Below are 26003 nucleotides of genomic sequence, written 5' to 3'. Positions count from 1 at the left end.
AGAACCTGGTGTTTTCTCTAGCGGTGATGGCCGGGCTGGTAGTGGCCGCTCTAATGGGGTGGATCGGACTGACGGTCGGAGTCATCGGCCACGAAGGCTCGACGATCGTCGTTGTGTTCAACGGCATGCGATTGCTCGCCGATGGACGACGAGCATGATCTCGATTCAGGTGGAAAAGCCATTCCCAAGGGAAACAAGCGCCTGCAGGTCCGGCTCCTCCCAGCAAGGTGTCGAACGCACGGGTAACGCCTTCGGCGAACTGGGACACCGCAACAGATCCGGCCGCGATAGTGCGTCCGGCGATGCGTATCTTGAACCGGACCTCTGTTTTTCGGCCCGGCCCGTCTCCGCACCCGCTCCAGGAAGCCGAAAGCGGAGAATGACAGGCCGCCGCTCGTGCTCTGGCAGTGCCGCCATCGACGCCGCGGCCAGTCTTCGAAGAACACGGGTCGCGTCCCCGCGCTCGCCCAGGTCCACGAGATCAACCACGAGCGCCCAATTTCCGCTCAGCCCAAGACTCGTTTCGTCCAGATACACATCGATGCTCGCCTCATCCGAGCCAACGGGTCGATGAAAAAACATCTACGCGCTCGGGGTGGAATCCCCTTTCCATCTCTCTTCGAATTGATGGCTCGTCGTTTTCTGGAGCCCCGAGAGTTCCGACCTCTCGCGTTCGACCCCTGCGCGAACCGCAGCTACAAGGGGCTCGAGAGTGAGGTTGGGTTGTTCTTTGCCGGGGCTCATTTCGGTTGACACCCTTTCCAGAAGCCTTGTAAAGTAAGGATCGATGAATGATTCACATCGTCCCGCACACCTGCGAAACGTCGAAAGAATGTCGTTGATTACCAATTCCAGAGACCGCATGCTTCGCGAGGCCCTCGAGGCCAGCGGCCAGCGGTTCACTGAACAGCGGGCGGCTGTGTTCAGGTATCTGGCGCGAACAGATGTCCATCCAACCGCCGACGAGGTGCTGGTCACGGTGCGTCAGGACCTCCCCGGTATTTCTTTGGCGACCGTGTACAAGAGTCTCGAGACGCTTGTCGGGTGTGGGCTTGCCGTCAAACTCACGTACGGGGATCACTCTGCCCGTTATGACGGCCGGACCGACCCTCACCATCACGCCCGATGCGTCGTCTGCGAGCGTGTCGTGGACCTGATCGGTGAGATCGCACCGACCGAGATCGAGGGGCTTCGTGACAAGGCAGCGGGATTCACCGTCACGGGGTACCGCCTAGAGCTCGCGGGGTACTGCGCTGAATGTGTTCCGAAACCAGGCCGCAAGCCGGCCTCAGCCTGACTGCACTCTGGTTCCGCGTACCTTGAAAGGCCGATTCTCCGGCCGCAGGGCCGCGTTGGTACGTTCGGTAACGATCAGTCTGGGACTGGTCCTTGCCGCACTTCCGCAGATGACCGCGGCTCAGGGTGTGGAGGCGCTCGAGGAGCGTCTGCAGGCTGCTTTCGGGAAAGTCAGCTGGGGTGACGCCACCTGGGGGGCGCTTGTGGTCTCACTCGACACCCAGGACACATTGTTCGCCATCGGGCCAGATGCTCCTCTGGCGCCCGCCTCCAACGTCAAGCTGCTAACGACGGCTGCTGCGCTCCACGTTCTTGGTCCTGACTACCGATTCCGCACCTGGGTGCTTGCCGATGGCCCTGTCGAGAACGGTGTTCTCGAAGGCGACCTCATCATCTACGGGACAGGCGACCCGGGGATATCGGATCGATACTACGGGCGAAAGGACGAAGTCTTTCAGCGCCTGATCGACGAGATCGAGCTCGCCGGTATCCGCACAATTGCCGGCGATATCGTTGCGGACGCCTCCTTCTTTCCAGGCCCCTTGAGGGACAGTGGCTGGGATCCGCGCGATCTTAACGAGCACTTCACGGCAGCTGTTTCCGCCCTATCCTACAATGAAAATGTTGTGTCCTTCCGGATCCAGTCTGCGTCGGATGGAACTCCGCCCATTGTGGAGACCGTACCGCCTCACTCTGCGCTCGAGGTCGAGATCACGGCGCAGATGACCTCGGGTCGGGCCCGGCCTCGCCTTGCGATTTTTCGAGATGACCCTCTTGAGCCGGTACGGATCGAAGGCCGCATGGTCGTAGGGTCCCGGGATGTCTGGCGCCAGATGACGGTCGCCCGGCCAGCCGACTTCGTCGGGGCCACCTTCCGCGCAGCACTCGAGAAGCGCGAGTTCACGATCTACGGGACGACGAGATCAGTCGAACTCCCCGCCCAGTCCGCGATTGGAAGGATCTCGGCTCCGGCGCTCGGCCATCTAGGACCTCGCGTCGTCGCGTCCCACACGTCCCGACCACTCGCGGAGTACCTCGCCGTCATCAACAAGGAGAGCAACAATCTCTTTGCCGAGCTCGTGTTTCGGGCCGTCGGACGAGCAGCTGAAGGTGTGGGGACCCCCGAAGCGAGTGCACGGGCAGTCAGCCAAATCCTGTACGAGATCGGTGTCGACACGACGGGCCTCATCCAGCATGACGGATCGGGTCTGTCCGAAGGCAATCGAGTCAGCGCCGGGGCCTTCGTGCAGATCATCGACGGAATGAGCGACGGCCCGCTTTGGCCCGAATACTGGGCGTCCCTCCCCCGAGCCGGTACACGACGGGAGCTGCGGCGAATGTACCGGACTGCGGCTGCAGACAACCTGAGAGCAAAGACGGGCACCATTGAAGGCGTGTCGGCGCTATCCGGCATGGTCCGATCCGCTGATGGAGAAAGGCTTGCCTTCTCGCTTCTCGTCAACGGGTCGCGGTCGCAGTCGCGAGCCAAGCATGTGGAGAACCAGATCGGGGCTCGGCTGGCCGAATTTCGCCGCTCACCTGGCACGGTCCCGGATATTGCACCCGAAGCTGCTTCGCCGACCCGTCAGGCCACCGCATTTGTAGATCGTCACCGAATCGCCCGCGGCGAGAATCTCTCGGGAATTGCCCTACAATACGGTGTGTCCGTGGAAGAGCTTCTTCGGGTAAATCCGAGAGTCGAGGCCAATCGGATCGTAGCCGGCCAGTGGCTCGACCTTCCGCAGCGAGGCGGCGCCGACCTCTAGCTGCGGGCGCGACTGAACAGACTCAGTCGTTGCGCGTCGACTCGAGAATTCGGACGACCTCTTCCGTCTCGTCCACCGTATTGTACCAGTGTGGCGCGAGCCGCAGGACCCCCTCTCGCAGGGAGAAAATCACATTGGCTGCCCGAAGGGCCGCCGCTGCCGCTGGAACATTCGGAGGGATGAAAGACAGAATGCCGGCGCGACGAGAGCGTTCAGGCGGGGTGATCAGACGGACGTCATCACGTTCGGCCACCCAGGCCAGGACGGGCGCATGGAGGCGCTCGAGCTGCGCTCGCACTTCCGCGACACCAACCTCGAGCAGCACTTCAAGCGCGCGCGCCAGCCCCAGATAGTCCTGAATGCCTAGCGTCGCGAGCTCGAATTTTCTCGCATTCGGACGCCAGTCCATTCGGTAGTGGAGCATGTTGTCGAAATCGGCCCCATCAGCCGTCGCCAGCCAGCTGACCATGGGAGGGTCGAAACGAGTTTGTGCCTCTTCGCTGATCCAGACGAAGCCCGAGCCCCATGGGCCGCACAGCCACTTCTGCCCGCCGCACGCTAAGAGGTCCGCCCCGCTGTCTTGCACTGAAAACGGTGTCGCTCCGATGGCCTGGATCGCATCGATAAAATACAGGATGCCGAGTTTGCGACAGGCATCGCCAAGGCGGTGGGTGTCCATGAGCACGCCCGTGGCAAACTGGACAGCTGAAACGGACAGTGCCACCACGTCCGGCATCTCAATTTCCCGCAGGAGCCTGCCCTCATCGGGGAGACCATCAGCACCGCACGGAACGATCCGGACTTGGAAGCCCCTCCCCTCGAGCGCCAGGAAGGGAAGTACGTTCGCCGGGAACTCACCTTCGGAGACGACGATAGCTCCCACCGGTCCGGAAGAAACCAGCGATGCAGCCAGATTCATGCCGAACGACGTGTTCGGGGCAAGCGCTATGTCGTCCGCCACAGCCCCGATGATCGCTGCGGCAGCAGTTCGACAGCGGCGCTGGATCGACCCTAGTTCGGCTTCCGCAAAGCCATGCGTCAGATTGCGGCGCAGCATGAGGTCTGCTGCTTCTTCGACAGCACTGCGAGGGTTGAGCCCCCAACTCGCAGCGTTGAGGAAGATTCCCTGTGGTGGCTCGGGGTATTCCCGGCGCCGTATCGGGAAGAGGGCGGCGTCGATCGGGTGGGTCAGGGCGTCGTGGCGGTGTTGTGCCGTCCTGCGGCGGAACGAAGTCGACGCCTGAGCTCGACCACAGACATCGTCTCAATCGAGCGTCGGGCCGTGCGCGGACTGTTCCATCGAACGTCACCCAAAGCGACCGGAGCACCGCGCTCAGCCGGAGTAAGCACTAGGTAGAACCGGCCCTTGTAATCCGTACCCAGATCTTCCTCGACTGACGCCACCCAAGTGAGACCTTCCGCGTCTGAAAATTCTTTCATGTGCCTGAATTCAAAGGGGTGAGGAATCCGCGCCCGTCACGCGACGGTCGACCGTCCCCTAGCCTATCACGGAGTCCACAAACGTCAAGGAAGCGCCCGAGCACCGCCGGGAAAACACCCAGGTCGACCAGCTCGGTCGGTGCTGCACCGAGGTAATTTTGTAGCTCCCCGCGGAAGACAACCCCGCTTGAATTACTTGGGCTGACGCGGGTCGCTTTCGCCACTCCGACCGGGCTCAGTCAATCAGCGGTCGGCGTGGGGTGAATCCGCCCATCGGAGCGATTGACCTGAGACCGACAGGCCCCGGTCTCGGAAGCGGAACGCACGCAATAGCGCCAGCCGATGCCCTCGGCGGTCTGGGTAGTCATCGAGCCTCAGCACATGTCCGATGGACACGGACACTCTGTGGCGGGGTTCGGACGTTGCGCTCAACTTACTTCCGCGCTCCGGCGCCACACGACGCTTCGCGCACGGACCGCTGATGCCCAAGAATTCCAGAGACATCACGCCAGACCTCGGACTGCTGCTCCTAGCCGGGATCTGGGGCGTAAATTTCACCGTGGTGAAGGTGGTTCTAGAGCAGATTGAACCACTGGCGCTCAATGCGCTACGCTTTCCGCTTGCCGCGATCGCACTGGGGGTCATGGTTCGAAGTCGGCCAGGACTTGCCCGCCCCGCCCGTGAGGATGTCCCAAGGATTCTCTTATTGGGAGCACTCGGGAACGTGGCGTATCAGCTCTGCTTCATCTACGGAATCGATTGGACCAGGGCCGGAAACGCGAGTCTGCTCCTGTCGACTACTCCGGTGTGGACCGTAATACTGTCTGCTCTGGCCGGGCATGAGCGCCCCACCCGTTGGGTAACGTTTGGCGTCACGGGGACACTGGCGGGAATGGTGCTTGTCGTGCTGGGTAGCGGAGACGAGATATCCCTGGGATCCAACACCATGCGGGGGGACCTCATGATCGTTCTCTCGTCGATCATCTGGTCGATCTACACCGTCGCTGGTCGAGCACCCGTCGCACGGTACGGTGCACTCCGGATGACAGCGTGGAATCTCTACGCGGGCACACCAATTCTGGTCCTCATCGGGTTACCGGCCGTCATGCGCACGGATTTCACGACGGTCACGGTAGGCACCTGGCTCGGAATAGCCTACGCGGGATTTCTCGCGATCGGCCTCGCATACCTTCTCTGGTACCGCGGTGTGCAAATACTCGGAAACAACCGCACGGCCATCTATTCGAACCTGGTCCCGGTAGCGGCCCTGGCCACCGCATGGTTCTGGCTGCACGAGAGCCCAACGCCGCTACAACTGGCAGGTGCAGGCGTGATCCTTGCGGGCCTTACGATCGCACGCCTAGCTCAGTCGGCTGACCCCAGATTCCGATCGCCGACCGAGGAACCGAGCTCCGAACGGTGAACGATCTCCGGGAACTCGTAGTAGAGGACCCCGTCGGGCGAAATCTCTGAGCGGACGCGGAACCCGTCGTCCATCGACTCCAAAATCTTCTCGGCCGCCGGAAGAGCGAGATTGAGGCCGGAAGCGACCTCGGTCACCGTCAACATCCCACCGCGACTAGTCGCAAGTTTGAGAATCTTCCTCTGCAGACCCTGCATGATCGTGTTCAGGCGATTCTGGGAACCCAGCCACCCCCAGTAGAAAGTCAATGAGCCACCGCCGCCCAGAACCGATCCAAAGACAACCGCCACCATTTCCCATTCGACGAAGCCGATGAGAACGAGCAGGCTCGCTAAGAGCACCATGGCGGTCCCAAGGACACGGCGCTTGATCCCCGTACTGGGCAGGACCTCATCAGGATCGGCCTCGATCAGACGGCGCTCGGGCTCCGGTCCGGTGACAGCCAGGGCACCCGACGCCTTCTCCCAGCCGAGCCCACAGCGAGGGCACACGAGGTGCTTTCGGCGGGCCAGCCAGTACACGAGGCCACCAAAACCGTAGGTGAAGAGGCTGGCACACAGGAGGAGTCCCACATGACCTGCTCGACGGAAATACGGCATCCCCTCGCCCTGATAGGAGCAGCGCGGACAACGGCGCACTCCGACTGACGATCGAGAGATCGCCATGCCGACCGGCGCGGATGTTCCGCAGGTCGGACACCGGTTCGCGCCCGGTTGGAGAGGTTCACCGCATGTATAGCAACGCATTCGCTTCGCCAGAAAATCGTTCTCGTGGAACCTTCGACCCTACGAGCCACCACCCAAGAAGGCTCAACCCTCCACGGCTCACAACCCTTACTGAATGCGGATAATTCGCATCTCCACCCCTGCCTGAGCAAGGCTCGTTCCACCTGACTCCCCGCCGACCCGAAGCGTCATTGAACCACCCGCCGCCGGAGTAACAATGTAGTACGCTACGGAAGCTGACCGCAGGTTCTGGTAAAGCGCAAAGTCACCCTGCCCTGTCACGTCGGCTTCCAGCGGAAACGGATCCCCAAGAAACGCCTTCAGATCGACGCCGGGAAACCCTGGTGTATCTGGCAACCCGTTCTCTCCGTCCATCCAAACCGCCGACCACCAGTCCGACAATCCGGTAGCCCAATCGGTTCTAGTTTCAGCTTCCACGTTTCGTGCCCCGGTGTTCGTAGTACGCGTCAGTCGTCCAACGAGGTCGGACCCGAATCGGTCCACCAGATACATGACGTACAGGAATCCCGAGCCCCGCTCGGCCAGCGTCCCCTGTCCACTCGAAATCAGCAGAGAGACGCTATCCGGGCCTGCGAGGTACCGCCTGGATCGGTCGACCGCGCCATCCCGGAATAGCTCAGCGGCGTCGGCATCTCCGGCATTATCAAACTCTCTCGCCGTGAGCTCCTCTGAGAACTGGGCCAACCCTTCCGAGAGCCATGTCGCCTCGTTTGCTTCGGCCCCCCGGACGAGAACGCGCTCGTTGAAGTGAACCATGTGTTGGTACTCGTGAGCGAGAATCGCTGGCGTCACCTCCAGTAGCTTGTCCCGGGGCCGAGGATCAGAGAAAACGCCACCGGGATCCGGTACGAGTGAATAGAAAATCTCGGCGGCGTTACTGCCTTGCAGTTTCGGGAGGAGATCGGCTCCAAAGAAAAATCCTCCCACGAAACCGCTCGCGCTCCGCGGCGTCAGGGCGTTCACGGCCGGTGTAAGCAGGACGACGATGCGAGAATTCTGGTCGAGATCTGACTCTGCCCCGAACGATGAAGTGACCATCGGATGGATGATCTGGTCGAAAGTATCGGAAAAATATTGCAGATCGGCCGGCGTGTATCCGCCCTCCGGCGAATTCAGATCGACGAAGAATGCAGCCCTCTGACCAATGTGGCGGGCGGTTGCAGTCACTTCAGTGAAATCACCCACATCCCGAAACACTTCGAAGGTCCGCTGTTCACCGAGGATCGGGACCGCGGCCGGGCGGTCGACGCGTTGAGCACGATCTCCCTCGGGCACGTCTGTCTGGACCTGGCCCCTGCCCCGAGTGATTTCGGCCTCATACTCCCGCAGACGTGCATCCCAGTTGGCCTGCATGCGACCGGGGCCGTCGAGAAGAACCGTAGAGGGGGCCGCAATCGCAGCCCGGGCGCGCGTGTCGACGACCGAGGCGTAGGGGTTGCCGTCGGCGCTGAGGCCGAAAAACGACACTGGATGCATCGCCGCCCCAACTTCGCTAGTGGATTGCACCATCACCAGATAACTGGTGGCTCCGTCGCCCGGCACCGTCACGCATGAAAAACCTTCGGGGTCGGTCGCAGATACCGATTCACCTACAGCAAGCGACTCCACACTCCCCGCAGATAAAATCTGAAGGGAAGTCGAGGAACTCGCGACTATGCCCAACTGGGCGGTGATCACCACGGACCGCGATGTGAGGCACGGTGGCACAGTGACCGTCAGTTGAGTTGTCGAGGCGGCAGTGACTCTCCCGCGCAGCCCAGAAAAGAGAACTACATTGTGATCCGCGTCCGGGCTGAAATTTTGGCCGGTCAGTGTAACGGATGAACCTGGGGAGGCCGTAGCCGGGGACACAGTCGCAAGCACAGGACGATCCACCAGATACAGGGTAAACACCGCGCTCGAGCTCTCCTGGTCCTGCACCCGGGCAAGAATGGAGACCTCTCCTGTCGCTGTCCCGAGACGGACCTTCACGCGAGCCGAGCCGGCTTCATCGGTCAAGACGCTGGCGATCCCAACGATCTCAGCGTCACCCGACTCCACAGTCCAGAGGACGTTTCGATCCGCCCGCGGAAGCTCGGTCGTGATCCCCCGCACGACAACGTGGAGCGACGTGGGCAGGATCTGCCCCGCGGTTCCGTACTGGTGGTCACCGGCGGCGACGATCGTCTCCACCGGTTGCAGAATGACTTCAGTCGGGCCTGAACTACAAGCGAAAGCTACGAGGAGCGGCACCGCAACGAGTGCCCGAGAAGCCACAGCCTGGTTCGTCCACATCTTGCTATCGGATTCGTTGTAGGGAAATGAGGTCGATGATGGGGGCTCCAGTCAAATCAGAGGATCCCGTCCGGACTCGACCGGTAACGGAAAGTTCCTCGAGAGGCACCAACCCCTCCACTTCGGAGAGCCGATCGGCAGGCAGCGCCACATAAACGAACGGGCCGTCGTTGCCCCCGAATCGAGCGAAAAGGAAGGGCTCCCCCTCGAAAAAGTCCGTCCGGACAGCCTCGGCGCGTTCCAGAGAAATGAACTGGATCGTCCACTCGACGACACGGCCTGCGTATGCATCCGGGTCACTAACAAAGTCCTCCGGCTCGAGTGACTCGGCCGTCTCGTCTGCGTCTCCCAATCCGAATTGCGCCGGCATCCACATCCAGCCTTCCAGTCTCACCCGGGCCCAATTTCCTTCTCGCTGGAGCACCTCGAGGTCACTGGCGGGGGCGGCCACGGCGAGCGTGTCTCCGTCAGGTGCGGCCAAGATCGGCCCACCCGCTTCGCCAAGATTCTGCACACCTGCCGGCGCGCGAGTCGCGGGCCGGGTGGTCATCGTCGGGTGGACCGTGTCGTCCGAGGTCGAAGTGGACTCCCGAAGTGAGCCGGTCCAGATCCAGCCGACACGAGACACTCGAACCCATGCCGGGTCTCGACTCAGTTCTTCGAGGAGTGTGCCTTCTTCGAGTCTTCCCAAGATCGTTCCGGACGGCCCAGATCGGAGATTCTCCCCTTCCGATTCCGACACTACCAGATCCATGGAGGGATCCTCACTCGCCTGAAGGGAACGCTGCCAAACCCAGCCCTCGATTTCTACCTCGGTCCAATTTCCCTCCGTGGCGAGCACGCGGACGGGGGCACCTGGGTCCATTCGTGCCAGCACCAAGCCGTTCGGTTCACGTCGAAAATTCTCCTCCACTCGCACAGAAGTGGAGAACTGCCCCTCGGCATCGGAGGGGCCTACGACGCCGAGAGTCCCGTTGAGGAGCAACGCGCCGAGTAAAAGCCTGTATCGAAGTGACATATTGGCTGAAACGATCGCGAACGAAAGGTGTTACATCGTGCGGTCAGAGTGCCGCAAGCGATGGTCCAACAGGAATTTGCCTGTGGCGTTCCATAATTTCAATCATTGAAAAATACGTCGGCGAGGTACTCATTCCCTCCATGCGGCTTTCCACGATCAACTTCGGCATCGCGCTCACGGCCCTGGGACTCCTGTCTCCAGCTCTGGCTGATGCACAATCCATACCCTCCCCCTTCGCCTACATCGAACGTGGGTCCGAGGTCGGGGTCTACGGCGGAGTGATGAATTCCGGTGCTGGGCGCTTCGGGTATGCACCCAGCGGAGGACCCGTCACGGGCGCGCAGTACGCGCTCGAGCTTTCCGGACCGCTCTCGTTCGGTGGGGCCGTCGGGCTCATCAAGAGTGAGCGCGACGTCATTGACCCCGGTCGGACCGAAGGTGACCGCTTGATCGGCCAGGCAGATGCATCGATCGTCACAATCGATGCACGCATCCGCTTCACCTTCACCGGACGTCGCACGTGGCACCGGCTGGCGCCATACTTCACGGCCGGAGGCGGAATCGCTCTGGATGCGTCCAGCGAGAATGCTCTGGATCAGATACTGCTGCCCGAAGATCAATTCGATTTCGGGACGAGTTTCTTCGGGACACTCGGTCTTGGGACTCGGTGGTTTCTCACGGATAGGATCGTGATTCGACCAGAGTGGAATTTCTCGCTCTGGAAGGCCGATACGCCACCCGGCTATGCTGACCCGGACCGGGACTTCCTAGGTGTGGCAGACGGGGAGTGGCTCCAAGGGAATCAGCTTTCGATCGGATTGCTCTACCGGTGGTGAGGCCGAGACAACTGTGAGCTCTCCCGGCGGCTCAGACTTCGAAGCCCGTGTCGCGGACTGGCTCGACGTTGACGCCGCTCGGCGTCGGATCATGGCTGCCGCACGTCCTCATCCGGCAGAGCCAGTCGAACTTCGGCAAGCGTTGGGGCGTGCCCTCGCTGAGGACATCGTGGCCGAAGCGACGCTGCCGCCATGGGACAACAGCGCCATGGACGGCTACGCCGTCCGCTCCGCAGACATAGCCGAGGCGACGCCCGAAAACCCTACTCAGTTGCCTGTTACCGATGTCATTCGGGCAGGCGACGGAGCGCCTCGCACCTTACAACCCGCTAGCGCCATGCGGATCATGACGGGTGCACCCGTGCCGGACGGCGCAGACACGGTGGTCCGAGTAGAAGACACCGATGCGGAGGCAGCCCCGGGCGTAGTATCGATCAACAGCTCGAGAGACAGCGGACGTCACGTACGCGGCGCCGGACAGGATATGCGTTCGGGCGACCTCCTCTTCTCACCGGGGCACACGATCACACCCGGGACGATGGGGGTTCTGGCGGCCGCCGGCCGGGTACGCGCTCAACTCCACGGTGTACCCACCGTAGCCGTACTTTCCACGGGAGACGAGTTGCGGCGTGCAGATCAATACGACGACGTGCGCAAAGGCCAGGGCGTTCCCGAGTCGAACGGCCCAATGGTCCAGGCGCTAGTTGAGGCGCTCGGGGCGATCCCCTTAGACCTCGGCATCGCCGTGGACGAACCGGCTTCCATTGAGAATGCGATCGAACGGGGCCGTGACTCTGACGTTCTGATCACGATCGGTGGCGCTTCCATGGGCGAAGCTGATCTCGTGAAACGGGTGCTCGACACCCGCGGCTTCATCCAGGACTTCTGGCGGGTGAAGATGCGCCCAGGCAGCCCGATCAGCTTCGGCTGGCTCGACCACCGCGATCACCGGCAGGCGGTGTTCAGCCTTCCGGGTAATCCTTCGTCAGCCTTCGTGACGTTCGAGGTCTTCGTTCGACCCTACCTGCTGCGTCTGGCGGGCCATGCTAGAGTGGAACGCAGGCGAGTGCCCTGCCGCACGACCGAACGCCTCGATACTCCCGCATCCCTGACCTACTTCCAGCGAGTATCCCTCGGGGTCGAGGGTGGAGAGCTGACGGCCTCGCTGACCGGCCCGCAGGTCTCCGGGTTGGTCCGAGGTCTCGCTGCGGCCGACGGTCTGGCGATCGTACCACCAGATCGTGGAAGCATCGAGCCGGGCGAGATCGTCGAGGTGATGCTGCTCGATTCAGGGCCGGCAGCAGTTCCGTTCATGATCGGCTAGGGATGCGGACGCGCACCCTGCTCGCGTGCGCGTTGGTCGTCGGGGCGACAGGGTGTCACCTCCCGCGCTGGCCGGTCGACGCGTCTCTCACCTCAGGATTCGGCCTACGATTCATGGGTGCCCGGCCAGACATTCATCGAGGAGTGGACCTGAACGTCGCGACGGGCACACTCGTCGAGGCGATGGCCGACGGCACGGTGCGTTTCGCGGGTGCCATGCGAGGCTTCGGCAACGTCGTGTGGATCGACCATGCCGGAGGCATTGAATCGGTGTATGCGCACCTCTCCGTCATTCAAGTCGCCGACGGGCAGCGCCTGAGCGCGGGTGATCCTATCGGACTCAGCGGCGCCACGGGTGACGTTACAGCCCCCCATCTCCACTTCGAGGTATGGCGCTGGGGGCGCCCTGTCGACCCGATACCCGTCCTCGGTGGAAAACCCGGGGCGCAGGACGGGTGAGATCTGGTAGCCGTGGTGACATCAAGTCATCGCGGCGAAGATCTCTTAGTCTGAAGCCCGCAGCGCGGCGATTTCCTCGGCCAACTTGGGAACGATGTCAAAGAGGTCTCCAACGATTCCATAGTCTGCAACGCTGAAGATCGGCGCATCAGCATCACGATTGATCGCGACGATTGTCTTGGCCGTCCTCATGCCCGCAAGATGCTGAATCGCTCCGGAAATACCCACTGCGAAATAGAGTTTCGGCGCGACCGTCTTCCCGGTCTGTCCGACCTGTTCGCGGTGCGGACGCCATCCGGCGTCGACCACAGCACGAGAGGCACCGAGCGCTACATCTGACCCTATCGCATCGCGAAGTTCTTCGAGTAGACCCCAGTTCTCGGGGTCTTTCATGCCTCGGCCACCGGACACAATCACCGAGGCTTCCAAAACGTCGACCTGCCCGCCGCTGGCGCTGTCACGTTCTACAACCCGGACTCTCCACGTCGACGCGTCGACCTCGGGCGTGAAAGTCGACACTTCACCAGCCGCGGGTCGCACCGCCGCTTGAAACACATTCGGACGCACCGTGACGACCGCAGGCGTGGCATCGATTTCCAGTGTCGCGAACGCCTTCCCAGAGAAGACTGGGCGCGTCACAGAAAGCGTGCCGCCTGACGCCTCAACTCCGGTCACGTCGGACGCCATTGGCACGTCGAGTCGAGCCGCGACCCGAGGTGCCAGATCCTTGCCCAGAGTGGTCGCCCCAAAAATGACCGCACCGTAGTCGCCCGCCCTTACGTGATCGACGACCAGATTGACATAACCCTCGGGGTTGTAATCGCTCAGGTCGTCATGTTCGCCCACGGCGACCGCAGCGGCACCTACCTCACCAAGCGCTGCAGCCGAGGCGGATAACCCCGAGCCCCCAAGTACCAAAGCGTGAGCTTTGCCGCCTAGTGATTCGGCGAGCTGGGCCGCGACGCCGACGGCCTCGCGAGCTGCTGAACCAACTTGACCGTCTCGCTGCTCTGCAAAGGCGAGTACATTCGCCATGTCTGACTACTCCGTAAGAATTCCAGATGGGATGGGGCTAGCGATCGAACAGCGGGTTCAGATCGCGTTTGCTTCTTCACGAAGCAGGCGAACGAGTTCAGCAACTGCGTCGGCACCCTCTCCGACGATCCTGCCCGGCTCGCGCGCCGGCGGCTCCGTCAGCGCGACCAGACGCACTCGGGCCACTCCGGAGACAGCTGGTTTTTCGTCCAGTGGCTTCTTCTTGGCTGCCATGATTCCCTTGAGCGCCGCAAGGCGTGGTTGGTTCGGGCCCTTAGTCATGCAAAGCACCGCGGGGAGGTCGACGTGGACGGTTTCACTACCGCCCTCGACCTCTCTCCGGCAAACCACCCTCCCAGCCTCGACATCGAAGCCGGACACACCCGTGACGCACGGACGACCCGCGAGTGTAGCGACCATAGGTCCAACCTGTGATTGATCGTAGTCGGCCGCCTTAATCCCGAACAGGAAGAGTGGGGCATCGGATCCGTCCAGCTCTGCTGCCAAAGCCTTTGCCGTCGCGAGACCGTCCAGGCTGACCTCGCCAGTAAGGAGGATCGCCCGGTCTGCTCCCATTGCGAGTCCTTTTCTAAGCGTCTCTTGCGTCGACGAATCACCGAGCGTGAGCAAGGTGACCTCGCCTTCGCCGGCGGCCTCTTTGACACGAAGAGCGGCCTCTACCGCGAAGGCATCGTACGGGCTCAAGTCATACTTGATACCCGCCTTGTCGATGGCAATCCCGGAACTGTCGACACGGATGCGCGCCTCAGTGTCTGGGACGCGCTTTACACACACGATGACGTTCAACTGACTCGCTCCACGTACGGTGTTTTCTCACGGCGGCCAGGGCCGCACCGCCCCCAATATAGTGAATCGAAACGCTGTTTTCGAGCGCTTGTCTAGAGGGTCGCTCCGAGGATCGCGAACGCGACGGTGGCAATCCCTCCGCAGATGAGTGCGTAGGGGATTTGCGTGCGGACATGGCTGATGTGATCCGTCGCTGCTGCCATCGAGGAGATGATCGTCGTGTCTGAGATCGGAGAGCAGTGGTCTCCGAACACGCCACCCGCGAGCGAAGCCGCCACGAACGGCGCTAGAGGCAGCCCGAGAGTCATGGCCGCCGGCACCGCGATCGGCAGCATGATGGCGAACGTGCCCCAGCTCGTCCCGGTCGAAAAAGCGATCCCGCCAGAAACCAGGAAGATCAGCGGCAGGTAAACGAAGTTGGGCATGGTCCCCGCCGTGACCTGCGCGACATAGACGCCGGTGCCAAGCATCTGGATGACATCACCCAGGGCCAGCGCAAGCAACAGAATGAGAGCCAACGGCACGAGGGCACCGGCACCCTTGAGCGCGAGCTTGACCAGCTCTTCCACAGTGAAAATTCCCTGCGCCTTGAGCATGATCCAGGACAGGACGAGACCAACACCAACAGACCAGAGCACACTCGTCGATCCGGAGCCTTCTCGGATGTCGCCCGAACCCGTGATGAGGAGGGCGACCGGCATGAACAGGACCATGGCCAGAATGGGCAGAATCATGTTCTTCGCCCGAGGCTCGATACTCGGGTCCGGTGCTGTGGAAAGCACTTCCTCATCGATCATGGGCATAGCACCCGGCCAGAGAACCTGCCCGTTACGGGTTCGCTCTTCAGCCTTCTTCATGGGCCCGATGTCGATGCCGAACAGAACCACCAGGAGGGCGAGCAGTACGGCAGCGAATGCGTAGAAATTGAAGAAAATAGACTGGATGAAGACGCCAAGCGCATTCTCGACGCCAAGTCCCTCGAGGATTTGGAGGTTGTAAGCCCCCCATGCGTTGAGCGGAATCAGAACGCAGATCGGTGCCGAAGTAGAGTCGATGATGTACGCCAATTTTTCCCGCGAGCACTTGTATCGGTCACAAAGCGGGCGAGCGACAGTACCTGCTACCAGCACAGTAATATTCGACTCGATGAAGATTCCGACGCCCACGATCCATGCAAGCAGCTGGGACCGTTTCGAAGAGTCAACCCATTTCCGCTCTTCGAGCTGGTGGACGAATCCCTGCACGCCCCCCGAGGCCTGAACGGTCGCGATCAGGGCGCCGATAACGAGCGTGAACATGATCACGCGAGTATCACCCGGGTCCGCAAACACTGCGACGGCACCTTCAAGCGCCGAAGAAACTCCGGTCAGCGGATTCCATCCCTCAAGAATCGTCCACGCAAACCAGAGTCCCCCCGCGAGCGAGAGATAGACCTGCCGAGTCCAGATCGCGAGACCGATCGCGAGAATCGGGGGCAGGACCGAAATCCAGGTCGGGTCACTCATGCATCTTCACTCCAGAGCGGTTCACGCGGGGTGTCTCGACACCCCGTCGGTGCCTCGAACATAGAACCGATGGAGCCGATCCGCCGCTACACTGATTTCTATCTTTGCAGACACGCCCACACGGTCGTCTTCGACCGCCCACCCGGGGACCAACAGGAGGGGTGGGGTGGATCGATCATGTACATACAAATCGTCGGAAATCTCCAACGCCTGGACCAGTCTACCCGGATCGGCAGCTATCGAGGCCGCCCTGCCGCCGTCGAGTCATCATATCGATGCCCTCGACTGGAAGAAGGCCCTGATGCAGAACGGTCTGACCGAAGCCATCAACCTCGACGATGACCCCAAGTGCGCAACCGGCCCTCTATAAGCCAAACAAGACATGAGCCAAGAAGCGCGCGTGCGACCATCGCCACGGGCTGACAGTAAAACGTGCTTGAGAAAATCCCTGGCCGTCAGGAAGGTCGATTGGTGCGGCGACAGGGGGGTACTACGGTCGGGTCAGCTGCGACCTCTTCCGCGTCCCCGCCCACCGCCGGAACGTCCACCAGTGCCGGACTCAGACCCACTCGACCCACTGGTCTTGGCTCCAGACCTGCGCTCGAAGTCAGACTTCCAGGCCTCGAGGACCTGCTCCGCACGTCCCGGAGGCACGATGGTTCCGATGCGGTCCGGATCTTCCTGCATGGTTCGGAAAATGTCAGCGCCCAGAGTCTCCACCAGCGTCTCGGCAGTCTTCTCGCCAACGCCCTTGTACCGATGCGTGAGGTAGCGAACTATCGCTCCGGGGTCGGACGGCAAGCCCAGCCCCTCTACGCTCTCAGACGGAGCAGAACCGGAGGGCGCTTCCTGAGTGGACGACACCGCTGGCGACTCCGACGTGGGCGCAGCGGACACGGCTGGCGACTGACTGGAGGTAGCAGAGCCTGATTTCCGAGGCCCTGAAGACCGGGTCGGCGGCGCTGCCACTACCTCGTCCGGTTCTTCGTCGTTGTCTCCGTAGTCGACGACTGCCGAATCAATCCGCAGATCCGGCTCGTCATAGTCGGTCTCGCCGGACTCGTCAGGCTCGTTCATCTCAGTAGCGGCCACTCCGGTACCACCCGATCGCGGATTGGACGGACGGTCGTCCGCAAAACGCTTTGGCGTCGGCTCGCCAGAAGACGAAGAAACGATGTTCCCGAGCCCAAAGAGCGATGACCCATCTTTACCGCCACGGCGGCTTGTGGATCCCCGCCGAGCTCCCAGGAAGCCGAACAGGCCTCGTTTGGTCTCTTTTTCTTCCGACTTGGGCGGAGCTGCCGGTGCGGCAACCTCGGCCGGGCTCTCTACTGCGGTCGTCGTGACCGGAGCCTGTGTCTCGACAGCAGGTGCAGCTACCCCTGACGTCGGAGAGTCAGCGGTGACTCCCTCCGCCAACGACACGTCGTGATTTCCCGCTTCCGTCTTTGTCAGGGTTACCACTCCATCTTGCAACGCCTGCTCAAGAAATTTACTGAACTTCGCAAAGCCGAGCTCCGTCTCATCGAAGGAGCGGTCACGTTCGAGGATTTTCCTTTTCACATCAGAGTCCCGAACCGGATCCCGGCCAGCTTCACGGAGAGTCGAGAGAGCCTGACTAAGAACGTCGTACGCAGCGCGCAATGGATCGACGTCCTCCGGACTCGACGACGTCTCCGTCGCGCCAACTGAGTCGGTGCGCTCCTGCCCGCGATCGCTACGGCTTCCACGCCCCCGTCCACCACGGCTACGGCCGCCTCGACTGCGACTCGCGCGGCTCCGCCCCTCTTCCGGGCGGTCACTACTCGAACTCTTTCCTGGCTCAACCTCATACTGCCCGTTCTCGAGCTTTCGAAGGTTCACCACGCCACGCGACGACCCTTCCGCGAGAAATTTGCTGAACTTTGAGAAGCCGATGGCTCCTTCGTCGAACGTCGGATCGAGCTCCTGCATGACCTGCTTGAGCCGGTCGGATCGCATCACGTCACCACGCTGGACCATTTTCGCGACCGCGTCCTTGGCCAGAAGCCAGGGATCCCGCCCTTCGCGATTGTTCAGCTCAGTCGTCTTCGTGAGGCCGGTGAGGCTGGTGTAAGAGTAGTACTCGTCGCAGTTCTGGACGAGGATGTCGGAACTTGATTCCTGAATGCCCACTCCGATTACGTACTTCCCGTATTCCTTGAGCTTCAGGACGAGGCTCGAAAAGTCCGCGTCTCCTGTAAGCAAGATGTATGTGCCGATCTCCGGACGTATGAATACGAGTTCAAGCGCGTCGATCGCCATGCGGATATCGGTCGCATTCTTCTTGTTGCTCCCATAGGCCGGCGCGAAAATTAAATCGACCGACGCCTCGGAGAGGGGCACGATGTACTGGGGATAGCGACGCCAGTCGGCATAGGCGCGCTGTACGCTCACCTTGCCTTTGATGACGTCGGAATCGAGGAGACTCTTAAGCTCTTTTGAAAGCTCACTACGCATGCCCAGCGTTACGTTATCGAAGTCGATGAGGAGGGCTGCGTGCGTCGCGTCGTGACCTGAGTGTCCGCCGATTCCCTGGTGAGGGGCGCGTGTGTACGGCACGTTCATTTTGTCTCGCTTACTGAATTGTTCTGATGCGAGGCCTCCCCACCTCAACCACGTCGTTGGATCGCGACAGAGGTCGGGGAAGCCTTCGGGAACGCCCACAGCGGGCGCTGCTTTCCCGTCAGGTCGATTGCCCTTCCGAATGAACGGCTCGGGCGAGTTCGACCCGCCGTACCTGACCCGTGTCAGTCCGAGGTAGTTCGTCGACGAATCGGACGATATCGGGGACCTTGTCGTCCGCGAGTGTTTCGCGGCACCAGTCTACGATCTCGTGATCCGTGACGATCGCACCTTCGACAGGGACGATGCAGGCACAGATGGCTTCACCAAGCAACTCATCGGCCACGCCGATCGCTGCTACTTCCTGAACCGCCGGGTGAGACTCAATTCGAGACTCGACTTCCCGGGGGTACACGTTGAAACCAGAGCGAATGATAACGTCCCGCGTACGGCCTACCAAATGGAGGAACCCATCCTCATCCACCAGGCCGAGGTCCCCCGTACAGAAAAAGCCATTGGCGTCAAAGGATTCGGCGGTCTGATTTGGCTGTCGATAGTAGCCCAACATAACGCCCGGCCCCCTCACTCGGATCTCACCCACACTCTCCACCGGAAGCTCTACGTCGCCTTCCGTGGCCGCTTCTACGATCCGGACCATGGTGCCAGAGATCGGTCGTCCGACGGTAAAGCGGCGCTGTTGGGGTGAATCACTGGGGACCGAGACACTTACCGTTGATGCCGTCTCTGTAACCGAGTAGCCGGCCAGCACCGTAGCACCGAAACGGTCGGACAGATCGGCCATCAACTCATCACTTACGGGTGCACCCGCGACGACCGCCAGACGGAGCGAATCGGTAGCCCGCGCAGTCTCAGCAAGCAACGACAGTTGCGATAAGAACAACGTCGGAATCCCGTATTGAACGGTGGCCTTGTATTTCTCCGCCGCATCGAGAACTTCGCCAGCTCCCGCGTCGTCGAGAAGCACGACCGAGGCACCGACCAACGCACTCCCCAGCACCCCCTGCGAAAGCCCAAACACGTGGAAGAGTCCGGAGATACCAATGACTCGGTCCGTCTCTTCGAGACCGATAGCTTCCGCCGTTCCCGCAGCCACGGCGAGAAGGTTTGCGTGACTCAACTCCACACCCTTGGGTTTTCCGCTCGTACCCGAAGTATACAGAAGCGCGAAGCAGTCCCCTGGCTCTGTCTCCGGAGCGGGAAAATCCCGACCGGCACCTGCAGAGAGGAGGTCCTCGAACTGATAGATGGTCTCGTCGTACCAGAGCTCTTCTGCGCCAACCGTCACGAGGTAACGCAGGTCCGGGAGTTGCGGCATGATCTCTTCGAACAGATGGAGGAAATCGGTCCCTCGATCCTGTTCGATGATGACCGCGCACACGGCCTCCGAATGGCGAAGCATGTACTGCAAGTCCGGCGTCGCAAGCCGAGGGTTCAAGGGTACGACGACCGCCCCGAGCTTCGCCGCCGCGAACATCGAGATCACGAACTCCGGGCAGGACGGCAGTACGAGAGCGATACGGTCCCCCGGTTCCACTCCGAGACCCGCCAGACCAGCCGCGAGCGCTTCGGCGTGCGTGTCTACGGCCCCGTAGCTGTAAAGGTCCTCGTCGAATAGCAGATAGGGACGACCCGAATCGGTCGTCGCACGTGTCGCGAGAACCGACGCTATGGTGGAACCGTCAACCTGTTCGGTGAGCGCCATTGCACCTCCGAAGGGGTGAGGTCTGCGAGACTATTATAGATGATCGCACTACAATGAAAGACCGGTCACTGTGTTGCTCCGAGAACCGAGTCCTGCACGAGATCACTCGGAATTGCATGCGTCCATCTCTTGCCCGCCGCGACGGTACCAATCTGCTCCAGTAGCACAAACCGAGGCCTCCCTGCGCGAGCCTTCTTGTCTTTGCAGAGAAAACTCATCACAGAATCGACGTCCAGCGTCGACGCGATCCACCGCGGATCTTCTCCTGCAACATTGAGAAGCGGGGCGAGGGCGTCGTCCAGGCGACGGCGTGTCCCGGCCTGGGTGACCCCCAGAGCCTCTCCGACAGCCGCCTCCCCCTTCATGCCCATGGCAACGGCAGCACCGTGGCCGAGGACATAGCTGGAGGCCGCCTCCATCGCATGTCCAATCGTATGTCCAAAATTCAAGATCTGGCGGACTCCGCTCTCCCGTTCGTCCTGCCCAACGATCTCCGCTTTGATCCGCACGGAAGACAGCACGACCTCTGCTGCCCGGATCGGCTCCGCCGCAAGCAGCGCACCGAGGTCGCCAATCAGAGCGTCGAAGTAGGACTCGTCTCTGATCGCCCCGTGCTTCAGTGCCTCAACCAGCCCCTGTGCACGCTCCGCGACGGGAAGGGTCTCGAGCAAGGTGGTATCGATCACGACTGCCAAGGGGGGGTGGAACGCACCGACCAGATTCTTACCGGCCCGCACATCCACTCCAGTCTTGCCTCCGACCGAGGCGTCGATCATCGCCAGATAGCTCGTTGGCACCTGCACTACCGGCACCCCGCGGAGAAATGTTGCGGCCACAAAGCCCGCGAGATCCGTCGACACCCCACCACCGACCGAAACCACCACAGTATCTCGACCCATGCCCGCTTCGAGCATCTGATCAGTCAAGGTTGCCCAGGTCTTCCTTGTCTTTGAAGCCTCGCCCGCTTCGAACTGGAACACCTCAACGTCCAAGCTCTCCGCCCGACATGTCGCGGCCAGTGCATCAGCATAAAGAGGCCCAACGTGACTGTCCGTGATCATCGCGACACGGTGGGGGGCGGCGAGCGAGAGAAGTAGGCTTGGAAGTCCTGAGGTCGTACCCGGGCCGACAATCACCGGATAGTCACCAGCCCCACTGGTGACCATAACTCGACCAAGTTCATTCGGCAGGGCCTTTGACATCAGATCTATCGCGATGCCGCGAGGGTGAAGTGAGCCGAGAAGTCAGGCCCCACGCTCAGGATCGATGCGGGGTGTCCCTCGATGCTCGTCCGTTCCACTCGAGGCACTGCTCCGAAGTGCTCGCCTCGCACCTCGACACGATTAGAGAACGCGTCTCGAGCTTTCTCACTGTCCCAGAGCGTGACAAACGAGAGCGCGCGCCCCTCGCCGGCGACGTCCACCAGAACAAACCGATCGCCGTCCCACCCATCAGCCATGCCCCCCGCACGACCTCCGGCTCCCTTCGCGACGCCAAGCACGTCCTCGATGAGAATCCCCAACTCGAGGCTCCCGAGGACATCCGTCAGCACTTGCGTGGCCCCGGACACCTCAACAGCGAGCTCAACCGGAGATGCCGCGGCCGGATCGAACACCTGTTCAGTGGACAGCGGCATCGCGTCACCGAAAGGAACCACTCGGTCCGTCTCGCTCCACAGACCATGAGCGAAAATCGCACCCTCGACATAGGGAAAAAGCAACGACTCCCGAATGATCCTCGGCGCACTCGCCAGCGCCGGGAATTGTGCCGTGGCCTCAAGCGCCGGTCGTATCTGAGCGGCAAAATCTGATACCGTGGCTAGGTCGAGTGGTGTACCCGCCATCTGCTCCGCGAGATACTCGAACATCACCAGCGTCGCATGTCCCTCGATGGCCGCCATTGCAGCCGTCGCCCGGTCGTTCCCCAGGTCAGAGTCGCTGAGTGCTCTCAGATCGACGGACTGATCCTGAACCGCATGCACGAGCTCATGCACGAGTAGCGGCCGCAGAGTCGCTACCGACTGACCCTCGATGACGAAAAAGGCGGTCGAATCAGGCTCGTAGAAACCGGCGACCTGTTCGCCGTACAGCCCGAGCAGGAGCGCCCGCAGATCTGTATCGGGGTCAAGCAGCCCCAGCATTGCATAAACGTCGACCCTCGCCTGAGCCTCCTCGGGCGGCAATTCCTCATCAAGTTTGAACTCGAGGTATCGCTCGAGTTCGTCGCGCGTCCGAACTTCGAGCCGGACCGGTACCTTGAGCTCCATACCCGAGCGTTCGGCAATATCTGGAAGGACTTCGGCCGCGAGCCTGCGAAGCTCCCGGTCAGACGATACGACGAGCTCTGATCCTGCCTGAGCGCCGCACCCCGCAGCGAGTGCGGCGAGGCAGATCAGTGCAGTCGACAATTGACGAATCGGCTTCATCAGCAAGGCGAGGCGTGAGCGCGGAGTGACAGCAGAGCTTGGTCGGAGCGGTGACGCTGGTCAAGGCAGATAGGTAGAGGTACACGTCTGTCTTGGAGCCGTGGCGAATATGCTTGAGGCTCGCCCCGCTAGAAGGCTAGCTTCCTTCTGTTACGGGGCATGGCACTCGAATTGCAATCATTTGAGTCATGCTCCTAATCGAGGCCCGAGAGATCCCCTGACCATGATGGCACGCGCAAAACCCAGATCGAAGAACGGTGGCAAAGCAGGCATCGCCGCCAAACTCTCCCGCTATTGGTATCCGACGGAGTTTCTCCTCGGGGCGACCTTCATCGCCGCCCTTGGACTCGGGGGCTCGTGGGGGGCCTGGCAGAACCTCTGTGCCGGAAACGAGTGTCCGTCGATCGCACAGATTAGGACCTTCCAGCATGAGCAGATGAGCAAGGTCCTCACGCACGATGGCCAACAGATAGCTGAAATCGGATTCGAGCGGCGGACGCCGATGTCCATTGAGGCCCTGCCCGACTACGTGGCGCAGGCCATCGTCGCCACTGAGGACAAACGGTTCTACGAGCATCGGGGCTTTGATCCCATCGGCATCACGAGGGCCATCCTCGGTGTTCTGACATTCCGTCGGGAGCAGGGTGGTGGGAGCACGATCACCCAGCAGCTCGCCCGAAACATGTTCGATGAGATCGGGTTCGACCGTCGGTACGTGCGAAAGCTCAAGGAGGTCCAAGTCGCCCTTGAACTGGAGGCGTCCTACACGAAGGATCAGATCCTCGAAGCGTACCTCAACGAGATCTACATGGGCCGTGGGTACGGCTTCCAGAATGCGGCGCGCGGGTACCTCGGGAAGGACGCCATGGACATGAACGTGGCTGAAGCCGCGCTCCTCACCGCCATTCTCAATGTCCCGGCACGCTACGATCCGTTCAGATATCCCGACCGGGCCAAGGCTCGCAGGAACCTCGTTCTCGATCGCATGACGACTGAGGGGTACCTGACGAGCGCCGAAGCCACGCGGTGGAAGGCCTTCCCTCTCCCCGAATCGGAGCCTGAGAGCGATGTCACACGGATCGCCCCGTACTTCGAGGAGTGGGTCCGACAAATTCTGGACGACCGCTTCGGGTCGGAGATCTACAGCGGTGGCTTCCGCGTCTATACCACGCTCGACTTTGAGGTGCAGTCGGCGGCGAGGGCGGCGATGGAGGTCGGATGGAATGACATCGAAACGGACGATCGGTTCAAGCACCCGATCTTCGCCGACTTCGACACCGTTGCCGAGTTCCCTGGCTCGACCCCGTACCTGCAAGGTGCATTCATTGCTCTCGATCCCGAGACGGGACATGTGAAAGCGATGATCGGCGGACGCGACTACCAGCAGTCGAAGTTCGACCGCGCACGTCTGGCTCAACGTCAGGCGGGGTCTGCCTTCAAGCCATTCGTTTATACGTCCGCGATCAACACCGGCATTCCGGCATCGTACGTCCTTGAAGACAACGCGGTCGTCTATCCGCAGCTGCAAGGCGAGGACTGGCGCCCCTCCAACTTCGGAAACGAGTTCAAGGGGCCCATGACGATTCGCGAAGGGCTGTACACCTCGACGAACATGATCGCGATCAAGCTCGGCTGGGAGGAAGTCGGAATCGAGACGGTCGCTCAGACGGCTCAGCGCATGGGAATCCGTACACAGATCGAGCGATATCCCTCGACGACGATCGGAGCCGCAGAGGTGATTCCGCTCCAGCTCGCAGAAGCGTATTCGGCCTTTCCCAACATGGGGACCAAAGTCCGTCCGTTCCCGATTCTGCGCGTAGAGGACGATGCGGGCAGAGTGGTCTGGGAACCTCAGCCTGAGCGGACCGTGGTCCTCGACAGCCTTCCGACACGCATCGTGGTCGACATGCTTCAGGACGTCGTCCGCCGCGGAACAGCATGGACCGCGGTTCGAGTTCGCGCTGGCCTTCCTTACTCCGTGCCGGCTGCGGGCAAGACCGGGACGACGAACGATGGCACGGACGTGTGGTTCTCCGGGTTTACTCCCAACCTGCTGGCCACGCTGTGGTTCGGCATGGATAACCCTAGGCCAATCTTTGACCTGGATAGCCGCACTGTGGCAACCGGTGGTGCGCTGGCTGCCCCCGTCTGGGGGGCATTCATGCGTCGCGTTTACGCTGGTGTGGAGGCCGATGAAGAGAATGGTGTGGAAGAGGCACTGCCCCTTCTCGCCATCCCGGAAGAGTGGCCCATGCCGGAGGGACTCAACGCCCTTCTCGTGGATCGAAAGACAGGGCAGCTGGCTTCGCGCTGGTGCCCGGAGGAGGACCAGTACATGGAGTACTACATCCCCGGTACGGAGCCCACCGATCTGTGCGATCGATCGAACCGACGCTTCCGATTCCCGCGAGTACGGGGCAGCAGGAACTAGGCCACATCTTTGGGCACGAACGGTCGAGGAGCTGAGTCGCTTTTTACCCGACCCGTTCTTGATCCCCGGAGACGGCGTCGTCGATCTTCGCCTTCAGGTCGGGGCGAGGTGGTCGAGACTGCCCGATGCCGCCGCCTGGACTCGTCTGGCCCGACGAGTAACCGTCAGTCGGGGAAGCTTCCCCGACTGAGGCGAAGCAAGCAACCCCACTCCCGTGCCGATGATCGCACCGAGCACGATGCCCAATGCGAAACTGACGACCAGACCTTCCTGATCGGAATTCATGTTGTGCCTCCAGCGATGGTCGCACTTTGTTGTTTATATTAGCCATGCCACGCCCCAAGAGAACATGCACGAGGAGACCCGATGAGCAGAAACGGTGGAGGACCCCGCGAGATCGCGATACCGGTCTCTGTCTTCGACTCGCTACGCACCGAATTGGCGAAGGCGGCCGGCGCGCTCGAAACTGTCCGTGCCCTCCACCACGCAGGGTACCAGGCAGGCCTCGCGGCGGCAGGGAACGTAAATCAGGAGGCGGGAGGCCACGCTTTCAACCTCAGTGTGAGCGGCTTTTGGTCCAACCTCACCGACTACTTCTCCAAGCGCGGCTGGGGCACGCTGACACGCAGCGACCCGCACCCAGGGATCGGGCTTCTGGGCTCCTCCGACTGGGCCGAAGCTTCTCCCGATAATGTCACGTCTGATGGGTCCTGTAGTTTCAGTACAGGATTTCTCTCCGGCCTTCTCTCACAGCTCACAGGAGGCCCGATTGCGGTGCTCGAGGTCAAATGTCGAACCCGAGGTGATGGCTCCTGTGGTTTCGCGTTCGGCTCTGAGACGGCGATCCACAACCTCCACGGACACCTTCTCGAGGGCGAGGACTTGAACGCCGCCCTCGAGGCTCTCTGATCCC

23 protein-coding genes are annotated in these 26003 nt (G+C 61.5%); 9 read left to right on the top strand and 14 right to left on the bottom strand.

What is annotated here, in order from left to right; all coding sequences use genetic code 11:
- Positions 1–165 precede the first annotated feature (165 nt).
- Positions 166–582, bottom strand: a complete 417-nt coding sequence (locus OSA81_10035; protein MDE0899346.1) for a hypothetical protein — start codon at positions 580–582, stop codon at positions 166–168.
- A 250-nt stretch (positions 583–832) separates the two neighbouring features.
- Here OSA81_10035 and OSA81_10030 point away from each other — a divergent pair, with 250 nt between their 5' ends.
- Complete coding sequence (locus tag OSA81_10030; GenBank protein ID MDE0899345.1) at positions 833–1297, top strand: transcriptional repressor; 465 nt, start codon at positions 833–835, stop codon at positions 1295–1297.
- A gap of 55 nt (positions 1298–1352) precedes the next feature.
- Positions 1353–3062, top strand: a complete 1710-nt coding sequence (dacB, locus tag OSA81_10025) for a D-alanyl-D-alanine carboxypeptidase/D-alanyl-D-alanine-endopeptidase (GenBank protein MDE0899344.1) — start codon at positions 1353–1355, stop codon at positions 3060–3062.
- A gap of 22 nt (positions 3063–3084) precedes the next feature.
- On the opposite strand, the gene OSA81_10020 is transcribed toward dacB, so the two are convergent.
- Entirely contained in the window at positions 3085–4119 is a 1035-nt protein-coding gene (locus OSA81_10020) for an aminotransferase class V-fold PLP-dependent enzyme (GenBank protein ID MDE0899343.1), read from the bottom strand.
- Between the two features lie 131 nt (positions 4120–4250).
- A complete protein-coding gene (locus tag OSA81_10015) occupies positions 4251–4502 on the bottom strand; it encodes a hypothetical protein (protein MDE0899342.1) in 252 nt (83 codons plus the stop codon).
- A gap of 481 nt (positions 4503–4983) precedes the next feature.
- Here OSA81_10015 and OSA81_10010 point away from each other — a divergent pair, with 481 nt between their 5' ends.
- Positions 4984–5925, top strand: a complete 942-nt coding sequence (locus OSA81_10010) for a DMT family transporter (protein MDE0899341.1) — start codon at positions 4984–4986, stop codon at positions 5923–5925.
- Here OSA81_10010 and OSA81_10005 read toward each other — a convergent pair.
- The 3 genes from OSA81_10005 to OSA81_09995 all read right to left on the bottom strand — a co-directional run bounded on the left by OSA81_10005 (position 5868) and on the right by OSA81_09995 (position 9963).
- On the bottom strand, positions 5868–6497 hold the full coding sequence (locus tag OSA81_10005; protein ID MDE0899340.1) for a hypothetical protein: 630 nt from the start codon (positions 6495–6497) through the stop codon (positions 5868–5870). The two genes, OSA81_10010 and OSA81_10005, sit on opposite strands and share 58 nt — an antisense overlap.
- 261 nt (positions 6498–6758) lie before the next feature.
- Positions 6759–8945 carry an IPT/TIG domain-containing protein gene (locus tag OSA81_10000; protein ID MDE0899339.1) on the bottom strand — a complete coding sequence of 729 codons (2187 nt, stop codon included), beginning with the start codon at positions 8943–8945 and terminating at the stop codon, positions 6759–6761.
- A 4-nt stretch (positions 8946–8949) separates the two neighbouring features.
- The gene (locus OSA81_09995) at positions 8950–9963 is read right to left on the bottom strand and encodes a hypothetical protein (protein MDE0899338.1); all 1014 of its coding nucleotides are present in this window, start codon (positions 9961–9963) and stop codon (positions 8950–8952) included.
- A 140-nt stretch (positions 9964–10103) separates the two neighbouring features.
- Here OSA81_09995 and OSA81_09990 point away from each other — a divergent pair, with 140 nt between their 5' ends.
- From OSA81_09990 to OSA81_09980, 3 genes are read left to right on the top strand one after another with little or no spacing between them, the layout of a single operon-like run.
- Positions 10104–10799 carry a hypothetical protein gene (locus OSA81_09990; GenBank protein ID MDE0899337.1) on the top strand — a complete coding sequence of 232 codons (696 nt, stop codon included), beginning with the start codon at positions 10104–10106 and terminating at the stop codon, positions 10797–10799.
- A gap of 13 nt (positions 10800–10812) precedes the next feature.
- Positions 10813–12123 (top strand): molybdopterin molybdotransferase MoeA, encoded by a 1311-nt coding sequence (locus OSA81_09985; GenBank protein MDE0899336.1) that lies wholly within the window; start codon positions 10813–10815, stop codon positions 12121–12123.
- A gap of 2 nt (positions 12124–12125) precedes the next feature.
- Positions 12126–12581, top strand: a complete 456-nt coding sequence (locus OSA81_09980; protein ID MDE0899335.1) for a M23 family metallopeptidase — start codon at positions 12126–12128, stop codon at positions 12579–12581.
- A gap of 45 nt (positions 12582–12626) precedes the next feature.
- Here OSA81_09980 and OSA81_09975 read toward each other — a convergent pair whose 3' ends face one another.
- From OSA81_09975 to OSA81_09965, 3 genes are all read right to left on the bottom strand, one after another.
- Positions 12627–13616 carry an electron transfer flavoprotein subunit alpha/FixB family protein gene (locus OSA81_09975; GenBank protein ID MDE0899334.1) on the bottom strand — a complete coding sequence of 330 codons (990 nt, stop codon included), beginning with the start codon at positions 13614–13616 and terminating at the stop codon, positions 12627–12629.
- 57 nt (positions 13617–13673) lie between these two features.
- Positions 13674–14423: an electron transfer flavoprotein subunit beta/FixA family protein gene (locus OSA81_09970; protein MDE0899333.1), complete on the bottom strand. Its 750-nt coding sequence runs from the start codon at positions 14421–14423 to the stop codon at positions 13674–13676.
- A 92-nt stretch (positions 14424–14515) separates the two neighbouring features.
- Positions 14516–15928, bottom strand: a complete 1413-nt coding sequence (locus OSA81_09965; protein MDE0899332.1) for a hypothetical protein — start codon at positions 15926–15928, stop codon at positions 14516–14518.
- A gap of 166 nt (positions 15929–16094) precedes the next feature.
- On the opposite strand from OSA81_09965, the gene OSA81_09960 reads away from it, so the two are divergent.
- A complete protein-coding gene (locus OSA81_09960; protein ID MDE0899331.1) occupies positions 16095–16298 on the top strand; it encodes a hypothetical protein in 204 nt (67 codons plus the stop codon).
- Between the two features lie 131 nt (positions 16299–16429).
- Here OSA81_09960 and OSA81_09955 read toward each other — a convergent pair whose 3' ends face one another.
- The 4 genes from OSA81_09955 to OSA81_09940 all read right to left on the bottom strand — a co-directional run bounded on the left by OSA81_09955 (position 16430) and on the right by OSA81_09940 (position 22641).
- Positions 16430–18514 (bottom strand): NYN domain-containing protein, encoded by a 2085-nt coding sequence (locus OSA81_09955; protein ID MDE0899330.1) that lies wholly within the window; start codon positions 18512–18514, stop codon positions 16430–16432.
- Positions 18515–18632: 118 nt separating this feature from the next.
- Positions 18633–20234: a class I adenylate-forming enzyme family protein gene (locus OSA81_09950; protein ID MDE0899329.1), complete on the bottom strand. Its 1602-nt coding sequence runs from the start codon at positions 20232–20234 to the stop codon at positions 18633–18635.
- 65 nt (positions 20235–20299) lie between these two features.
- A complete protein-coding gene (gene aroB / locus OSA81_09945; GenBank protein MDE0899328.1) occupies positions 20300–21436 on the bottom strand; it encodes a 3-dehydroquinate synthase in 1137 nt (378 codons plus the stop codon).
- A gap of 5 nt (positions 21437–21441) precedes the next feature.
- Positions 21442–22641, bottom strand: a complete 1200-nt coding sequence (locus OSA81_09940; GenBank protein MDE0899327.1) for a hypothetical protein — start codon at positions 22639–22641, stop codon at positions 21442–21444.
- Positions 22642–22882: 241 nt separating this feature from the next.
- Here OSA81_09940 and OSA81_09935 point away from each other — a divergent pair, with 241 nt between their 5' ends.
- Entirely contained in the window at positions 22883–25090 is a 2208-nt protein-coding gene (locus OSA81_09935; protein MDE0899326.1) for a PBP1A family penicillin-binding protein, read from the top strand.
- Positions 25091–25183: 93 nt separating this feature from the next.
- Here OSA81_09935 and OSA81_09930 read toward each other — a convergent pair whose 3' ends face one another.
- The gene (locus OSA81_09930; GenBank protein ID MDE0899325.1) at positions 25184–25375 is read right to left on the bottom strand and encodes a YtxH domain-containing protein; all 192 of its coding nucleotides are present in this window, start codon (positions 25373–25375) and stop codon (positions 25184–25186) included.
- An 81-nt stretch (positions 25376–25456) separates the two neighbouring features.
- Here OSA81_09930 and OSA81_09925 point away from each other — a divergent pair, with 81 nt between their 5' ends.
- Positions 25457–25999: a 4-vinyl reductase gene (locus OSA81_09925; protein MDE0899324.1), complete on the top strand. Its 543-nt coding sequence runs from the start codon at positions 25457–25459 to the stop codon at positions 25997–25999.
- Positions 26000–26003 lie beyond the last annotated feature (4 nt).

The sequence above is a fragment of the Longimicrobiales bacterium genome, assembly GCA_028823235.1.
Lineage (GTDB): Bacteria > Gemmatimonadota > Gemmatimonadetes > Longimicrobiales > Gaopeijiaceae > UBA2589.
This window is presented reverse-complemented; position numbering and strand designations above follow the sequence as displayed.

What these genes read in the sequence shown, in the direction of transcription:
- OSA81_10035 (MDE0899346.1), bottom strand. Translation starts at nt 582, where the DNA reads ATGTTTTTTCATCGACCCGTTGGCTCGGATGAGGCGAGCATCGATGTG.
- OSA81_10030 (MDE0899345.1), top strand. Translation starts at nt 833, where the DNA reads ATGTCGTTGATTACCAATTCCAGAGACCGCATGCTTCGCGAGGCCCTC.
- OSA81_10020 (MDE0899343.1), bottom strand. Translation starts at nt 4,119, where the DNA reads ATGCTGCGCCGCAATCTGACGCATGGCTTTGCGGAAGCCGAACTAGGG.
- OSA81_10015 (MDE0899342.1), bottom strand. Translation starts at nt 4,502, where the DNA reads ATGAAAGAATTTTCAGACGCGGAAGGTCTCACTTGGGTGGCGTCAGTC.
- OSA81_10010 (MDE0899341.1), top strand. Translation starts at nt 4,984, where the DNA reads ATGCCCAAGAATTCCAGAGACATCACGCCAGACCTCGGACTGCTGCTC.
- OSA81_10000 (MDE0899339.1), bottom strand. Translation starts at nt 8,945, where the DNA reads ATGTGGACGAACCAGGCTGTGGCTTCTCGGGCACTCGTTGCGGTGCCG.
- OSA81_09995 (MDE0899338.1), bottom strand. Translation starts at nt 9,963, where the DNA reads ATGTCACTTCGATACAGGCTTTTACTCGGCGCGTTGCTCCTCAACGGG.
- OSA81_09990 (MDE0899337.1), top strand. Translation starts at nt 10,104, where the DNA reads ATGCGGCTTTCCACGATCAACTTCGGCATCGCGCTCACGGCCCTGGGA.
- OSA81_09980 (MDE0899335.1), top strand. Translation starts at nt 12,126, where the DNA reads ATGCGGACGCGCACCCTGCTCGCGTGCGCGTTGGTCGTCGGGGCGACA.
- OSA81_09975 (MDE0899334.1), bottom strand. Translation starts at nt 13,616, where the DNA reads ATGGCGAATGTACTCGCCTTTGCAGAGCAGCGAGACGGTCAAGTTGGT.
- OSA81_09965 (MDE0899332.1), bottom strand. Translation starts at nt 15,928, where the DNA reads ATGAGTGACCCGACCTGGATTTCGGTCCTGCCCCCGATTCTCGCGATC.
- OSA81_09955 (MDE0899330.1), bottom strand. Translation starts at nt 18,514, where the DNA reads ATGAACGTGCCGTACACACGCGCCCCTCACCAGGGAATCGGCGGACAC.
- OSA81_09950 (MDE0899329.1), bottom strand. Translation starts at nt 20,234, where the DNA reads ATGGCGCTCACCGAACAGGTTGACGGTTCCACCATAGCGTCGGTTCTC.
- aroB (MDE0899328.1), bottom strand. Translation starts at nt 21,436, where the DNA reads ATGTCAAAGGCCCTGCCGAATGAACTTGGTCGAGTTATGGTCACCAGT.
- OSA81_09935 (MDE0899326.1), top strand. Translation starts at nt 22,883, where the DNA reads ATGATGGCACGCGCAAAACCCAGATCGAAGAACGGTGGCAAAGCAGGC.
- OSA81_09930 (MDE0899325.1), bottom strand. Translation starts at nt 25,375, where the DNA reads ATGAATTCCGATCAGGAAGGTCTGGTCGTCAGTTTCGCATTGGGCATC.
- OSA81_09925 (MDE0899324.1), top strand. Translation starts at nt 25,457, where the DNA reads ATGAGCAGAAACGGTGGAGGACCCCGCGAGATCGCGATACCGGTCTCT.